The sequence below is a fragment of the Bacillus salipaludis genome, assembly GCF_004358205.1.
Genome location: NZ_SMYO01000005.1, coordinates 1 through 15,852, shown reverse-complemented (window position 1 = coordinate 15,852; position 15,852 = coordinate 1). Strand labels below are relative to the sequence as shown.

Below are 15,852 nucleotides of genomic sequence, written 5' to 3'. Positions count from 1 at the left end.
CTTGATGGAGACCATCAAGCTGCATTGAAATTTGTTTTTAAAATCAAGGGAATCGCGGGAATTGACCGAAGTCAGGCTTACGCTTTTCTTTAAATGCATCGCGGCCTTCTTTCGCTTCATCCGTTGTATAGTATAGTAATGTAGCATCTCCGGCAAATTGCTGAAGTCCAGCTAATCCATCGGTATCCGCATTCATGGCAGCCTTTATAAAGCGAAGAGCTGTTGGACTCTTTTCTAACATTTCTTCACACCATTTAATGGTTTCTTCTTCTACCTGCTCAAGTGGAACAACAGTGTTAACAAGACCCATATCAAGCGCCTGCTGCGCGTTATATTGACGGCATAAATACCAAATTTCGCGGGCTTTTTTATGTCCTATAATTCTTGCAAGATAGCCTGAACCATATCCGGCATCAAAGCTTCCTACTTTCGGTCCTGTTTGTCCAAAAACAGCATTGTCTGCTGCAATTGTTAAATCACAGACAACATGTAAGACATGTCCTCCGCCAATTGCATACCCCTTTACCATTGCGATAACTGGTTTCGGAATGACACGGATTAGACGTTGAAGATCAAGCACATTTAAACGAGGAATTTGGTCATCCCCCACATAGCCTCCATGTCCACGGACGCTCTGATCTCCCCCGGAACAAAACGCCTTATCTCCTGCACCTGTTAATACAATAACACCTACATTTGAGTCATCACGTGCATAAGCAAAAGCATCAATTAATTCCATTACGGTCTTTGGTGTAAAAGCATTATGTACATGCGGGCGGTTAATGGTAATTTTCGCAATCCCATTATAGGTTTCATAAATAATTTCATCGTACTTGCGACCTGCAACCCATTCAACTGTCATAAGTTGATCCTCCTTTTGTTTTATTCGACAAATAGTCACTAACTATTGTACCAAACTTTTCAGCATCTTCCACATGGATTGCATGTCCACTTTTTTGAACCACAATCCAATTACCATTTTTCAGCTTTTCCATCATTTTTTCTGCAATCCGACAAAACTTAACATCTTTTTCACCAGTAAGCAGTAAAACCTCACAGGATAGCTGATTTAAATTCTCCCACCATGAGGGCTGAGCACCCGTTCCCATTCCAATTAAACTGTTAGCAAGCCCAATCGGGGAGTTGTTTAACCGCTGATTTCTAATTGACTCCTTCGTTTCATCCGGAAGTTTTTCCATCGTTGCGAATAATGGGATTGTCTCCCAATAATCAACAAATGAATGGACTCCTTTTTCTTTTATAAAACGAGCAAGTTTAAAATCATTTATACAGCGGTTTTTCCGTTCTTCTTCGGTTTCTAGACCTGGTGAAGCACTTTCTAAAATCAGCTTTCTTACCTTTTTAGGATAAAGAATGGCAAAGGTTAATGCAAGTCTCCCCCCCATTGAATATCCAAGAACGTCAATCTGATTTATTTCTAAGTGTTCAAGTAAGAGGTTCAAATCCCCAGCAGCTGACTCAATCGTATAGCGCTCTAAATCTTCGCTCATCTGGGTTTTACCGTGGCCCACGATATCAGGAATGATTAATTTGGAATGTCCGCCCCAAACAGAGCAAAAAGGAGTCCAAGTGGAGGCATCTCCTGTAAACCCATGCAGCAAAAGTAATGGGAATCCTTTTCCGTATATTTCGACATGAACCTGCAGATCATCAACCATTACGTCCATTCATGTTCACCATTGACAAAGTTTGATATTTCCTGGGAAACTGATCGCCAAAATTCGCGGTGTTCCTCCGTATTTTTCTCTCTATTTGTCACGAGTTCAAATACATTTAAACCAGGTGTTTTGGCATTATTCATTACCGAATAAAAATGATCCCAATCCTTAATTCTAGTAAAATTCCCGTTATACATCTTAACAGCATATTCAAAATCAAGATCTATTGGTGTTCCAAATAGCAGCTCAAAGTGAGTCGAATGTTCCGATTGTGGAAGGAAGGAGAAAATTCCTCCACCATTATTATTAATAACAAGAATTTGAATGTCGATTTCATGTAACTTCGCTGCCAATAATCCATTTAAATCATGGAAAAACGTTAAATCTCCTACTACAAGATAAAGAGGTTTTAAATATAAAGCCGCACCTAAAGCCGTTGAAACGGTGCCATCAATTCCATTCGCTCCCCTATTGGCCATAATGGTAATCGATTTATCATTATTAAGGAAAAAACTATCCAAGTCCCGTATAGGCATACTATTTCCGACAAATAAAGTGGCACCCTCCGGAAGAATGTCCGCCAACTGGGAGAATAATTTCGCTTCACTTAACTCGGCAGCATCTCTTATCATACCCATATGGTCCTTCGTCAGTTGATTAACCCTTTTCCAGCTATCTAAAAATGATGTTGTCGATTTTCGCTCAACACTTGATGCTAACTTTTTACAAAAAGTTGATTCTTTACAATAAATCATATTGGTTGTTAATGCAGCAGGGTCACGCCAGCCCCCTCCACTATCAATCACAAATTGCAATGCATTGTGATTTTCTTTTAGGAAGATTGTTAACGCTTTTGAAACAGGCATGGCTCCAAAACGGATCACTATATCAGGTTTTAGATTATTTTTCGCATCTTCATTCCTTAAAAATGTATCATAAGCTTCGATGATATGCTCCTGATTATGTTTACCGCTTCTTAGCTGTGATAATGGGTCAACCAGAATTGGATAGTTTAAGGTTTCCGCCAACTTCGTCACATTTTTTGCAAAATCCTTGTCACCTATATTCCCACATACAATAATTCCCTTTTCATTCTCTTCAAGCAACAAGGCAATCGCCTTAAATTGTTCATCGTCTATCGTAACATCTCCGTTAAGGACGTTTACATACCCATTCGGGCGTTCCGTCAAATGAAACAGCTCACCATTCAGCTTTGGTATTAACGGCTCCCTAAAAGGGAAATTCAAATGGACAGGGCCAGCTGGAGCTTGTGTCGCAATAGCTGCCGCACGAGCGCAAACGGTTCTTGCATAGCGAATCACTTCGTCATTTTTTTCAGGCAATGCCATCTCTGAAAACCACTTAACATGATGACCATATAAATGAATTTGATCAATCGCCTGCGGTGCACCCACATTTCGTAGTTCATGCGGACGGTCAGCCGTTAGTACGAGTAGCGGTACCCTTGCGTATCGTGCTTCGACAATTGCAGGATAATAATTAGCAGCGGCCGTTCCTGATGTGCACAGGATCGCTACTGGACGATTGGAAGCCTTTGCAATCCCTAATGCAAAGAACGCTGCCGAGCGTTCATCTACATGGATATGAAGTTTTAAGTCTGGGTGTTCCGCAATGACCATAGCCATTGGTGTTGAACGGGAGCCTGGGCTGACTACGACATCGGTTATGCCGGAAAGCACAAGCTCTGAAACAAATGCTGCAATATAAGCAGTTAGTGATTCCTGATGACTCATTTTAATTTCCTCCAAGAGCACGAAGCATCGGTCTAAATTTTAAATCCGTCTCTAAATATTCACTTTCTGATTCAGAATCGGAAACAACACCGCATCCGGCGAATAAGGAAACTTCCTTTCCCTGAATAAGGCCGGACCTAATCGCAACAGCAAATTCTCCATTTTCACGATAGTCCACCCAGCCAAGGGGTGCTGCATAAAAGCCCCGATCAAGTTTTTCTACTTCCCTGATTTTTTCAACCGCTTCTTTTTTTGGCAGCCCTCCAAGGGCTGGTGTTGGATGGAGCCTCTCAACTATATGGAGCAAAGAAGCATCGCTCTTAGCTCTTCCCACAACTGGTGTATAAAGATGCTGTATGTCTCTAATTTTCATTAATTGCGGCTTATCAGGAAGGATAATTTCTTCACAGGATTCCTCTAAAGCTTCCTTAATCATTTCAACAACATAACCATGCTCGATTAGATTTTTCTTGTCGTTTAATAAGGTCTTACCTAAATGTTCATCCTCTTCCTCTGTTTGGCCTCTCGAAATAGAGCCTGCAAGGCAAGTCGAAAAAATGTGAGTATTCTGCTTCTTTATTAGCCGTTCAGGAGTAGCCCCGATAAAGCAATCCCCATTGGATTCAAACACAAAGAGATAACTATCTTGTTGCTGCTCAGATAACCGATTTAATACGGATTCCGGTTCAACCGTAGTATTAAATAACAGACGGAGTTCACGGGCAAGAACAACCTTTTTTAATGGGCCTGTCTTTAAATCCTTTACAACTTCATCAACGGACGCTTTCCACGATTCAGGGGAAATTTCTTTCGTCATAAGGAGGTCTGCTGACTTTGTTTCGAACTTCTGATTGCTGGAACGTATAAGCTGATTTCTTTCGTCCAGAATCTTTGTAAATAATGATTCATCATCATTTGGGGTACAAACAATGTTGGTTGTAAGAAAGGTTTGACCCTTTATAATACTTAACATGTATTTCGGGATATGAAACAGTGAATCCGGGTATTTTGACCAAAGATTTGTTTTGGGTTTGTGAGGGTCAAAAGAAAATCCGCCAAACATGACGGGCCCGACCCCCGATTCTGAATATGAATTATAAATAAGGCTATCCTTTAAAAAAGTCTGCCATTCTTTATCAACATGAAAAAAGCGGTCAGTAGCCTGATCCGACTGAATTTGTTTTGATATTCCAATACCTGTAAGCACTATTTCATCTGTTGGGTCCTTCCAGAAAAAACGTTCACCCAGATAGCGTTCCTTCCCCAGCAAAAAAAATGTAAAAGGGTTCATCCAATCCATTTGATGAACTTCACTTACTAAAATGGACCGGCCAAGTTTTTTTGCTCTTGTAAGAGCCAAAAGGCCCCTTTCCTTTAATTCTAATTCGTGAATGGTAACCAAAAAAATCCCTCCAAAACAGCTAAAAATGCTGTTATCCATTCATTTTCAAGCCTATTTAAACATACTACTCCCATCGTAAAAAAGTCAATAAATCCATGTCTTTTCCTTCCTTTTCATTCCTTATTATATAGTAAATTTTTCTTTTTCGTATAAAAACAGTATAATCGGGTATTTCCTCATGCTAGTTAAACGGTCTTTTCAATCAAACAGGTATTATCTGCTAGGCTAACTAATAAAATTCCATTGACACTGACTCTTTGTTTTCTTACACTTAGTATTTGGAAAGATCATTGGTCCTATTAGAAATTAAGCTTGGAATATAGATAAAATTTTAAAAGGGAGAGAATAAATATGCAGCCAAATTTACAGCGTTCAGCTGTGGAATCAAACCGCGGTTTTCAGGTTTGGTGGCAAATGACCCGCCCCCATACGCTAACGGCATCTTTTGTACCGGTCCTGCTTGGGACAGCACTATCACTTAAATATGAAAAAATTCACGTGGGACTTTTTATTGCTATGCTGATTGCCAGTTTGTTAATACAGGCAGCAACCAATATGTTTAATGAGTATTTTGATTTCAAACGAGGCTTAGATAATGAGGAATCGGTCGGAATTGGCGGTACGATTGTCCGTGATGGAATTAAACCAAAAACCGTTTTAAATCTTGCCTTTGGTTTTTATGGGATTGCTTTATTATTAGGAGTATATATTTGTGCAAACAGCAGCTGGTGGCTTGCATTAGTTGGATTGATTTGTATGGCAATCGGATATTTTTATACTGGAGGGCCTTTCCCAATTGCTTATACCCCATTTGGAGAGATTTTCTCTGGTTTCTTTATGGGAATGTTGATTATTTTAATCTCTTTCTTTATTCAAACCGGTACAGTTACTAGTACCAGCATTCTTGTGTCTGTTCCTAGTATGGTACTTGTCGGTGAAATCATGCTATCCAATAACATTCGCGACCTTGATGGAGATAAGAAAAACGGCCGAAAAACGGTTGCCATTCTGCTAGGAAAGAAAAGAGCTATATATCTACTTGCTGGGATGTTTACATTCTCTTATCTTTGGGTGATCGCTCTGATTGTTGCCGGAGTCACTCCTGCCTGGGTCGCAATTGTTATAATTAGTGCACCAAAAGCAATCAAAGCAACAAAGGGATTTATCGAAAACACCCTTCCTATTCAAATGGCACCAGCCATGAAAGCTACAGCTCAAACGAATACAATCTTTGGATTTCTATTAGCTGTCGGAATCTTTATTGGACACTTTTTCTCATAATAAAAGGGAGGCCGTATTATTGGTCTCCCTTTTTAACTTGGTGGTTGATTTCCGTTCCAGGCACTTCGCTTTCCGTGGGCGGTTCGGGGAGCCTCCTCGTCGCTTCGCTCCTGTGGGGTCTCCCCTGTCCCGTACTCCCACAGGAGTCTTCGTGCCTTCCACTCCAATCAACGTTGTTCAAAAATCAACATTATACTTTAATACAGCCTATTACTTAATGCCCCAAATATCATCAGCATACTCTTGAATCGTTCGGTCGCTGGAAAAATAGCCGGCATTGGCAATGTTCGCTAAACTCATTTTTTGCCACTTAATTGGGTCCATAAAAGTGTTGCCAATTACTTTCTGAATATCCACATAGGAGGCAAAGTCCTTTAAAACAAAGTATTGATCATTCTCCTCAAGTAGAGAATCGAATATCGGCTCAAATTCATTATATACTCCTGGGAAGAATCCATTGACCAGCTGGTCCACGGCCTGCCGAATCCGCCAATCATGATGATAATATTCAAGGGACTGGTAGCCGCCATGTTGGTAATGATGCAGTACTTCATCCGCCGTAAGTCCAAAAGTAAAAATATTGGAATCCCCTACTAATTCACGGATTTCAATATTAGCACCATCCAGTGTTCCTACTGTAAGGGCTCCATTAATCATAAATTTCATATTTCCTGTTCCCGAAGCTTCTTTACTCGCTGTAGAAATTTGTTCACTTACATCAGCAGCGGGAAAAATTTTCTCTGCTAATGAAACGCGATAGTTCTCCATAAAAATGACCTTCATACGATCACCGACTTTTGGATCATGATTGACCTTTTCTGCAACCGTATTAATTAATTTAATGATTTTCTTTGCATAATAGTATCCCGGTGAAGCTTTAGCACCAAAAATAAACACCCTTGGAACCATCGAAAAACTTGAATCCTCTTTAATTTGGTTATAAAGATACATGATATGTAAAACATTGAGCAGCTGACGTTTATAGGCATGAAGTCTTTTTACCTGCACATCAAAAATAGAATTCGTATCAACTGCAACTCCTGTTTTTTCATGAATGACATCTGCAAGTCTTTCTTTATTATCCTTTTTAATCTTCGCTAAACGTTCTAAGAAGGATGTATTATTCTCATATTCGCTTAACCGAACTAATTCATTCGGTGCTTGTGTCCAATTAGTACCAATTGTTTCGGAAATTAAGCCCGATAATTTTGGGTTTGCCTTTAATAGCCAGCGCCGATGGGCAATTCCATTCGTTTTATTGTTAAATTTCTCCGGAAACAACTGATAAAACTGACTCATTTCCCGATTCTTTAGAATTTCTGTGTGGAGTTTCGCAACCCCATTTACACTGAAGCTTCCGACGATTGCTAAATGAGCCATTTTCACCTGATCATCCGCAATAATGGCAACCTTCGCAATTCGGTCCCAATCCCCAGGATACCGTTCCCAAAGTTCCTTACAAAACCGTTCATTGATCTCTTCTACAATCATATAAATTCGTGGAAGCAGCGGGCGGAAAATCCTGAGCGGCCATTTTTCTAAGGCCTCTGTTAAAGTGGTATGATTGGTATAGGAAATGGTATTTTTCGTAATATTCCATGCCTCGTCCCACTCAAATGACTCCTCATCAATTAATATCCGCATCAATTCGGGAATAGCCAAAACAGGATGAGTATCATTGATATGGATGCAGACATACTCATGAAGTTGTGCTAAATTGCCATGCTGCTGACGGTAGGACTTAATAATGGATTGAAGGCTCGCAGAAACTAAAAAATACTGCTGCTTTAATCGTAAAATCTTTCCTTCATCATGCGTATCATCAGGATATAAAAATTCCGAAACAGACTCTGTTTCTCTTTTATACCTTAAAATATCATGGTGGATCGGAAATTGTGAAGGCTCGGCGTTCCATAACCTTAATGTATTGACAGTGTCAGTGTTATAGCCGACTACCGGCATGTCATGGGGCACGGCAGTAATTGTTTCAGCATTCAAATGCTGAAACTGAAGCCTGCCATTTTCCATTTTAGCTTCTACTTTCCCCCAAAATGGAATTTTAACCGCTAAATCTGCCTTACGAATTTCCCAAACATTCCCGCTCCGAAGCCACTGTTCCGGAAGTTCAACCTGGTACCCGTCGACAATCTTTTGTTCAAACAACCCGTGTTTATAGCGGATGCCATATCCATGGCCAGGAAGATTAAGCGAGGCGAGGGAATCTAAAAAACAGGCGGCCAGCCTACCTAAGCCACCATTTCCCAAGCCTGCATCCGCTTCAAACTCTTCTAACTCGCTTAAATCAATCCCAAGTTCCCCAAGCCCTTCTTGGACCACATTTTCGATACCAAGATTGATTAAATTTTGTCGTAAAAGTTTCCCCAAAAGATACTCAATGGAGAGATAGTAAACCTGTTTCCCCTTCGTTTCCCGGTAATGTTCATTGGTTTTAATCCAATCATTGCTTACATATTCACGAATCATATTTCCTAGGGTTTGAAAATGGTCCCGCTCCGTACTCTCGGCAAAACTAGTCCCACATACCATCTCAACTCTTTTTAAAAAAGTCTTTTTAAACCCGTTTTTACTAGAAAACATGAGTTTCACTCCTTGAGATGAGCTCTGCATAGAGTTGATTATATCTGAATGCGGACTGTGCCCAGCTATTATCCGTCTCCATAGCCCTCTTTACGAGCTTTGGCCATACCTTCTGATCATGGTAAAAATGAATGGCTCTCTGAATCGTATAGAGCATGTCATGTGCATTAAAATGGCTGAATGAGAAGCCATTTCCTTCACCTGTTGCTTCATTCCAGGCTTGAACGGTATCATTCAACCCGCCGGTTTCCCTAACAATCGGAATGGCACCGTATTTCATGGCAATAATCTGACCAAGCCCGCATGGCTCAAAGAGTGACGGCATTAAAAATAGGTCTGCCGCAGCATACAGCCTATGAGCCAGTTCTTCACTAAATCCGGTATAAACTTTTAATTTTTCAGGATAAACCCTTGCAGCCTGTCTAAAATATTCTTCAAACTCGTAATCGCCTGTTCCAAGAACAATTAACTGGATATCCTCTTGCAGGATTTCTCTAAGGACACATTTAACCAGGTCAAACCCTTTTTGTTTCGTAAGTCGGGAAATCATCACCATAAGCTGAGTCCCCGAGGATTGCGGCAGACCAAAAAGCTTTTGAATCTCGCGTTTATTAACGGACTTTTTCTCATGATTATTGGCCGTGTACCTTTGATAAATAAATGGATCCTTTTCCGGATTATAAAAATCCTCATCAATCCCATTCAGGATTCCAAGAAGGTCTTCTTCCCTTGTTTTCAAAAGACCGTTCAACTTTTCACCATAGGTTGGTGTTTGTATTTCCTCCTTATACGTAGGACTAACAGTCGTAATTTTATCGGCAGCCACAATAGCAGCTTTCATAAAATTAACATTTCCGAAAAACTCCAGTTGTCCCAAATCGACAGCCTTACGGTCCATTCCAAATAAATCCTCTAATACTTCATTTGGGTAAATTCCCTGAAATTGAAGATTATGAATTGTAAAGACTGTGCGGATTTTACCGTACCCTTTTCGTTGATAATATTCCTTTCTTAGAAGGAAAGGAATCATCGCTGTATGCCAGTCATGGCAGTGGAGGACATCTGGAAAGAAATTAAGGTGTGATAAGGCTTCTAACACAGCCCGGTTAAAGAAAGCAAATCTTTCCCCATCATCAAAGAAACCATAAAGGCTTTCTCGTTTGAAATAATATTCATTATCGACAAAATAAAAGGTAAGTCCTTGGTAAACCAGCTCTTCAATCCCGCAATATTGATTTCTCCAGCCTACGGGAACAGTAAATTCCTTTATTTTTTTCATTTCCTTCTTAAAATCATCAGAAATTGTACCATATTTAGGAAGGATCACTCTAACATCTGTACCAAGACTCTTTAATTCTTTGGGAAGAGAGCCTGCAACATCGGCAAGCCCTCCAGATTTTACAAATGGACCACATTCAGAAACTGTAAATAAAACTTTCACGAATTAATCAACACTCCTTGTTTCGTACCTTTACGAATAACATATGGATTCTGAGCTGTCCCCGTTAATTGGGTTCCAGCCTGAACTTTGACATCCTTATCTAAAATCACCGAATCTAGGTAACAATTATCCTCGATTTGGCACTTCTGCATGATAATACAGTTTTTAATAACTGACCCTTTACCAATTTTAACGCCCCTAGAGATAATGCTATTTTCAACTGTACCGTTGATTATGCAGCCATTGGCAATCATCGTATTTTTTACGCTTGAGCCTTTGATATATTTTGATGGCGGCTCATCCTTTACCTTGGTTAAAATTGGCTGGTCTTTTAAAAATAACTGCTTCCAAACAGCTGGGTTTAACATTTCCATACTCGTAGAATAATAGTTTTGGAATGAATCAATCATTACTGCATATCCATCATATACATGGTGGCAGACTGTGTATTCATGATGAATATCCCGAACAACGTCTTTCATACAGGTATACCCTGTTTCATTTCTGGTTTCAATTAATTTCATAAGCAGGGAGGTTTTTACTAAGTAAATCTCCATCGGCTGGCCGTCTTTGTGATGGAGTTCTGTGATATCACAACCTGAACGGATATGCCAATCCAAAAGAGGTTTAAAGTTCATATTAAAAACAGTATAGCAATTAGCAATAATTGCGTATTCTTGGGTGCTGCGATAAAAATAGTCCATATTAGCCGCAAAATGATCAAATGAACCGACTTTGTTTTGATCATTTTCGAGAATGGGCGAAGGAAAAAAGAACAGTCCATCTCGTTTTCGATTTAGATCCCAATTCTTTCCTGAACCTAAATGGTCCATTAATGAACGGTATTGTTGCTTCGGAAAAATCGCCACGCTGCGGATTCCGGAATTAACCATGTTGGAAAGAATAAAATCAATCATTCGATAGCGCCCGCCAAAAGGCAGGGCTGCAAGTGAGCGGTGTGTGATTAAGTCCTCTAAATCTTCATGATAGGTTGTTGCGTCAATTACTCCTAATAGCCTTCTTTTCAAACCTTATTCCCTCCTTATTTATTTAAAACGCAGGATATAGCCCACTTAACATTTCTTCTGTCACAAGGATAATTTCATCTTCATATGAACGAATGACTGTTCCATCCGGAACCGTAACTTCACTTGGAACAATTGCCTTTTCAATCAAGACATTATTACCAATAATTGCATCAGGCATAATGACTGATTCTTTTATAATTGTCCCTTGCCCCACACTTACCCCTTGAAATAGAACTGACTTTTCAATCTCACCTTCAATGGTGCACCCTTCGTTGATAAGTGATTCTGTAACGATAGCATTTGGGGCAATATATTGCGGTGGCTGATTCGGATTAACTGAATAAATTCTCCAGTCAAGATCGAATAAATCTAATTCACACTTATCATTTAATAAATCCATATTGGCTTCCCAAAGGCTTTGGACCGTACCTACATCTTTCCAGTACCCTTTAAAAGGGTAGGCATAAAGTTTCTTCTTTTCATCCAGTAATAAAGGAATAACATCCTTTCCAAAGTCATGACTGGAATGAGGATTTCTTTCATCCATTTCCAAATATTCTTTCAGTATATTCCAGCTAAAAATGTAAATGCCCATGGAAGCAAGATTATTTTTAGGACTGCTCGGCTTTTCCTCAAACTCTGTAATTCTCATATCCTCATTCGTACTCATAATGCCAAAGCGGTTGGCTTCTGCCCATGGTACTTCAATTAGGGAAATCGTGACATCCGCCCTTTTTTCAATATGATATTCAAGCATGCTTTCGTAGTTCATTTTATAGATGTGATCTCCGGAAAGTATTAACACATATTCCGGCTGGTATTGCTTAAGATAATTTAAATTTTGATAAATGGCACTAGCCGTACCTGTGTACCACTTAACTTCAGACGATTCACTATATGGAGGTAAAACAGTTACCCCGCCATCCTTTCGGTCAAGATCCCAGGCACTGCCAATTCCAATATACGAGTTGAGCAGTAATGGCTGATATTGCGTTAAAACACCAACGGTATCGATACCGGAATTAGAGCAGTTACTTAAAGGAAAATCAATAATCCGATATTTCCCCCCAAAAGGTACAGCCGGTTTTGCAAGGTCCTTTGTGAGAGAGTTAAGTCTGCTTCCTTTCCCTCCTGCCAATAGCATGGCTACGCACTTTTTCTTTCCCATTTCCTTTTCTCTCCTTTCGCTTTTTGACAGGTCTAATAATGAGGAATCCAAATGGCGGAATGGTTACTTCAACAGAATATCTCCTGCCATGAAACGGCTCCTCTTTAGAGATGATTTTCTTTTTATTCATCCATCCGGCACCGCCGAATATTTCGTAATCATTATTAAAAATTTCTCGATATTCTCCAGGGGACGGAACACCAATCCGATAATTTTCATATCCAACCCCTGTAAAATTACAAATAATAATTAATGACTCTTCCACTTTTTTTCCTTTTCGGATAAAAGAAAAGATTGATTGATGATGATTATTTACATCAATCCATTCAAATCCGTCCTGAAGATGGTCTAATTCATAAAGAGGTTTTGAACGTTTGTAAAACTTTGTTAATTCTTTAACATACACATTCATTTTTTGATGCATGTCATACTCCAGCAAGTTCCAATCAAGCTGTTCTTTATCTTTCCATTCAGAAAATTGCCCTAGTTCAAATCCCATAAATAACAGTTTCTTGCCAGGGTGGGCGTACATATAGCCCAGTAATAGTCGTAATTGAGCAAACTTTTCCCAATAATCACCTGGCATTTTATCTAATAATGACTTTTTCCCATGGACAACTTCATCGTGAGAGAATGGAAGCATGAAGTTTTCTGAAAATGCATATAAAAGCGAAAAGGATACATTTGAATGGACTTTTGAACGAGAATAAGGGGGTGTCTCCATATATTCAAGCATGTCATTCATCCAGCCCATATTCCATTTATAATCGAAGCCTAATCCTCCATAACAAACCGGTGTGGTGACACGAGGAAAATCAGTTGAGTCCTCTCCAATCACCAAGAAGGATGGATCATATTCGTGGATTTCTTTGTTCAATTTCTTTAAAAATTCAATCCCATATGGGTTTTCAATTTTTCCGTCGGCATTCGGCCAATAAATAATATTGGCAACCGCATCCATTCGAAAACCATCAATATGGTAGTAAAGCATCCAAAAAAAGGCATTTGAAATAAGGAAGCTCTGCACTTCAGCTTTTCCTAAATCAAAATTCGCTGTCCCCCATACCGGGTTTTCCCGATCATGTACATCACTATAAGAGTAGACATGCGAACCATCAAACTGATATAAACCATGTGCATCTTTACAAAAATGCCCTGGTACCCAGTCAAGAATAACTCCTATTCCTTGCTGGTGGCACTGGTCAACAAAATACATGAAATCTTCCGGTTTACCATATCTTGAAGTTACAGAATAATAACCTGTACCTTGATATCCCCAAGACGCATCGAGCGGATGTTCAACAAGGGGTAATAACTCAATATGTGTGAACCCATGTTCAAGAACATAGGGAAGAAGCTCTGCCGCCAATTCCTTATAGGATAAAAATTCTTCATCCTGCTTCTTCAGCCATGACCCTAGATGAACTTCATAGATAACAGAAGGCTCTGATAGAAAGTTTTTTTTCCTTCTCTGATTCATCCACTGTTCATCCTGCCACAAATATCCTTCTAAGGAATAAACAACTGATGCAGTATTCGGACGTAGTTCTGAATAAAATGCATATGGATCAGCCTTTTTGATGACCTCACCATTTTCAGTCATAATTTCGTACTTATAAAGGCGTCCTTCAAGGTCCTGGTCCATTATGAGAATCCAAACACCCTCATCATTCACTTTTTGTAGTTCATATCCCTTTCCGTTCCAATTATTAAAATCGCCAGCTAGCCTCACCTCTAGCGCCCTAGGGGCCCATACGCAAAACCGTGTATATACTTTATCGGAATCTTTATAGATATGAGCGCCAAAAAGCTGGTGACTTTGAAAAAAGCTTCCTTCATGAAATAAATGCAACTGATAGTCAGTAGGAAAAAATGTATTCACTGCCATGGCTTTTCTCATCTCCATTGAAAATATGTATTACAAAGTACAATTATAATTGTAATTATTGTATTTTCGTTGAAATACTTTTTTATGTTTTCTGACAATAACTATTATCAAATTCCATATTGCTTGCTTTTTCGACAGAATTCGAGCATAACAGACAAAGAAAATAACGTTTCTCGACAAAAACAGATGAAATCTCTTAAAAAAAGTTTCTGCCTGGCAGCGTTTACATTTTGTGATTGTAGGAGTGGAAGATATATAGAGGAAAATATTAATGGAGAGTGGTTCGGTTTGGGTCGAGGCGGACGATAAATTTTGGTAGGTGGAAAGTAAAGTGTGAAAGGTGGAAAGTATATTGGTTAAACCGGAAAGTAAAACGTAGAAAGTGGAACGTATATTTGCTAAATCAGAAAGTAAAACGTAGAAAGTGGAAATAATGATTTTTAAAAGTAGAAAGTACATGAACCTATAAAAATCTTCATAAATGCAGCATGTTGCGTAAGAGATACTTTTTTAACAAATACTTGTTAAAGGGGCCTTTTGGGGACACTTTAGCCTTAATTCATTCATAATTGTCTACTAAATGCTCTATAGGAGACACTTTCAGTTATGATACACCGATATCTGTCTCCTATACGCCCTATAAGAGACACTTTCAGTCATGATACATCCGTATCTGTCTCCTATACGCTGTATTGGAGACACTTTTAGTCTCGTGGCTTATTTACATCTATCCCCTATACGTACATTGAGGAAACATACAAAAGTAATTCATAAAATTCAGTCTCATATAGATTCTATGGCGGAGGATCCTTCAATATAAAAAAGCTGATGAACTATATCATCAGCTTTACTATATGACCCCTACGGGATTCGAACCCGTGTTACCGCCGTGAAAGGGCGGTGTCTTAACCGCTTGACCAAGGGGCCGATTAAATTTTATGGCAGAGAAGAAGGGATTCGAACCCTCGCGCCGGTTACCCGACCTACTCCCTTAGCAGGGGAGCCCCTTGAGCCACTTGGGTACTTCTCTATATGGCTCCGCAGGTAGGACTCGAACCTACGACCGATCGGTTAACAGCCGATAGCTCTACCACTGAGCTACTGCGGAATAATTAAAATATGGTGGGCCTAAATGGACTCGAACCATCGACCTCACGCTTATCAGGCGTGCGCTCTAACCAGCTGAGCTATAGGCCCATATTTTGGAGCGGGTGATGGGAATCGAACCCACTACATCAGCTTGGAAGGCTGAGGTTTTACCAGTAAACTACACCCGCATTTTATGGGGCGGCTGATGGGAATCGAACCCACGAATGTCGGAACCACAATCCGATGCGTTAACCACTTCGCCACAACCGCCATACTTGGAAGCATGCTATTGAAATTTAAATGGTGGCTCAGGACGGAATCGAACCGCCGACACAAGGATTTTCAGTCCTTTGCTCTACCGACTGAGCTACTGAGCCAACAAATGGCGGTCTGGACGGGACTCGAACCCGCGACCTCCTGCGTGACAGGCAGGCATTCTAACCAACTGAACTACCAGACCAAATTGCGGAGGCAGGATTTGAACCTGCGACCTTCGGGTTATGAGCCCGACGAGCTACCAGACT

Annotated in this window: 10 protein-coding genes and 8 tRNA genes; 1 reads left to right on the top strand and 17 read right to left on the bottom strand. The window is 39.9% G+C overall.

The annotated features are described in order from the left end of the window. Window positions 1-43: 43 nt before the first annotated feature. From menB to E2K98_RS10695, 4 genes are read right to left on the bottom strand one after another with little or no spacing between them, the layout of a single operon-like run. On the bottom strand, window positions 44-862 hold the full coding sequence (gene menB, locus E2K98_RS10710) for a 1,4-dihydroxy-2-naphthoyl-CoA synthase (protein ID WP_133334241.1): 819 nt from the start codon (window positions 860-862) through the stop codon (window positions 44-46). Further along, window positions 852-1,688: a 2-succinyl-6-hydroxy-2,4-cyclohexadiene-1-carboxylate synthase gene (gene menH / locus E2K98_RS10705; RefSeq protein WP_133334240.1), complete on the bottom strand. Its 837-nt coding sequence runs from the start codon at window positions 1,686-1,688 to the stop codon at window positions 852-854. Before menH ends, menB begins: the two co-directional genes overlap by 11 nt. Then, complete coding sequence (gene menD / locus E2K98_RS10700; protein WP_133334239.1) at window positions 1,679-3,433, bottom strand: 2-succinyl-5-enolpyruvyl-6-hydroxy-3-cyclohexene-1-carboxylic-acid synthase; 1,755 nt, start codon at window positions 3,431-3,433, stop codon at window positions 1,679-1,681. Before menD ends, menH begins: the two co-directional genes overlap by 10 nt. A gap of 1 nt (window position 3,434) precedes the next feature. Then, a complete protein-coding gene (locus tag E2K98_RS10695; RefSeq protein ID WP_133334238.1) occupies window positions 3,435-4,835 on the bottom strand; it encodes an isochorismate synthase in 1,401 nt (466 codons plus the stop codon). A 351-nt stretch (window positions 4,836-5,186) separates the two neighbouring features. Between E2K98_RS10695 and E2K98_RS10690 the strand changes: the two genes are divergently transcribed. Further along, window positions 5,187-6,116, top strand: coding sequence for a 1,4-dihydroxy-2-naphthoate polyprenyltransferase (locus tag E2K98_RS10690; protein ID WP_133334237.1), 930 nt, complete (start codon window positions 5,187-5,189; stop codon window positions 6,114-6,116). Window positions 6,117-6,326: 210 nt separating this feature from the next. Here E2K98_RS10690 and E2K98_RS10685 read toward each other — a convergent pair whose 3' ends face one another. From E2K98_RS10685 to E2K98_RS10625, 13 genes are all read right to left on the bottom strand, one after another. Beyond that, the gene (locus E2K98_RS10685) at window positions 6,327-8,714 is read right to left on the bottom strand and encodes a glycogen/starch/alpha-glucan phosphorylase (RefSeq protein ID WP_133334236.1); all 2,388 of its coding nucleotides are present in this window, start codon (window positions 8,712-8,714) and stop codon (window positions 6,327-6,329) included. Further along, the gene (gene glgA / locus E2K98_RS10680) at window positions 8,704-10,155 is read right to left on the bottom strand and encodes a glycogen synthase GlgA (protein ID WP_133334235.1); all 1,452 of its coding nucleotides are present in this window, start codon (window positions 10,153-10,155) and stop codon (window positions 8,704-8,706) included. Before glgA ends, E2K98_RS10685 begins: the two co-directional genes overlap by 11 nt. Then, window positions 10,152-11,183, bottom strand: a complete 1,032-nt coding sequence (locus E2K98_RS10675) for a GlgC family sugar phosphate nucleotidyltransferase (RefSeq protein ID WP_133334234.1) — start codon at window positions 11,181-11,183, stop codon at window positions 10,152-10,154. Before E2K98_RS10675 ends, glgA begins: the two co-directional genes overlap by 4 nt. Before the next feature lie 22 nt (window positions 11,184-11,205). Continuing rightward, on the bottom strand, window positions 11,206-12,351 hold the full coding sequence (locus tag E2K98_RS10670) for a glucose-1-phosphate adenylyltransferase (RefSeq protein WP_133334233.1): 1,146 nt from the start codon (window positions 12,349-12,351) through the stop codon (window positions 11,206-11,208). After that, window positions 12,293-14,239, bottom strand: a complete 1,947-nt coding sequence (gene glgB / locus E2K98_RS10665) for a 1,4-alpha-glucan branching protein GlgB (RefSeq protein ID WP_133334232.1) — start codon at window positions 14,237-14,239, stop codon at window positions 12,293-12,295. The genes E2K98_RS10670 and glgB overlap by 59 nt, the downstream gene beginning before the upstream one ends. Before the next feature lie 855 nt (window positions 14,240-15,094). Then, window positions 15,095-15,166, bottom strand: a tRNA-Glu gene (locus E2K98_RS10660). A 12-nt stretch (window positions 15,167-15,178) separates the two neighbouring features. Continuing rightward, window positions 15,179-15,269 (bottom strand) — tRNA-Ser (locus E2K98_RS10655). 3 nt (window positions 15,270-15,272) lie between these two features. Further along, window positions 15,273-15,347 (bottom strand) — tRNA-Asn (locus E2K98_RS10650). 12 nt (window positions 15,348-15,359) lie between these two features. Beyond that, window positions 15,360-15,436 (bottom strand) — tRNA-Ile (locus tag E2K98_RS10645). Window positions 15,437-15,442: 6 nt separating this feature from the next. Further along, window positions 15,443-15,516, bottom strand: a tRNA-Gly gene (locus E2K98_RS10640). A gap of 6 nt (window positions 15,517-15,522) precedes the next feature. Next, a tRNA-His gene (locus tag E2K98_RS10635) sits at window positions 15,523-15,598 on the bottom strand. A gap of 31 nt (window positions 15,599-15,629) precedes the next feature. Then, a tRNA-Phe gene (locus E2K98_RS10630) sits at window positions 15,630-15,705 on the bottom strand. A gap of 6 nt (window positions 15,706-15,711) precedes the next feature. Continuing rightward, a tRNA-Asp gene (locus E2K98_RS10625) sits at window positions 15,712-15,788 on the bottom strand. Window positions 15,789-15,852: the final 64 nt, after the last annotated feature.

Excerpts from the sequence above, each read along its gene's own strand:
- menB (WP_133334241.1), bottom strand. The coding sequence starts at position 862 with ATGACAGTTGAATGGGTTGCAGGTCGCAAGTACGATGAAATTATTTAT.
- menH (WP_133334240.1), bottom strand. The coding sequence starts at position 1,688 with ATGGACGTAATGGTTGATGATCTGCAGGTTCATGTCGAAATATACGGA.
- menD (WP_133334239.1), bottom strand. The coding sequence starts at position 3,433 with ATGAGTCATCAGGAATCACTAACTGCTTATATTGCAGCATTTGTTTCA.
- E2K98_RS10690 (WP_133334237.1), top strand. The coding sequence starts at position 5,187 with ATGCAGCCAAATTTACAGCGTTCAGCTGTGGAATCAAACCGCGGTTTT.
- E2K98_RS10685 (WP_133334236.1), bottom strand. The coding sequence starts at position 8,714 with ATGTTTTCTAGTAAAAACGGGTTTAAAAAGACTTTTTTAAAAAGAGTT.
- E2K98_RS10670 (WP_133334233.1), bottom strand. The coding sequence starts at position 12,351 with ATGGGAAAGAAAAAGTGCGTAGCCATGCTATTGGCAGGAGGGAAAGGA.
- glgB (WP_133334232.1), bottom strand. The coding sequence starts at position 14,239 with ATGGCAGTGAATACATTTTTTCCTACTGACTATCAGTTGCATTTATTT.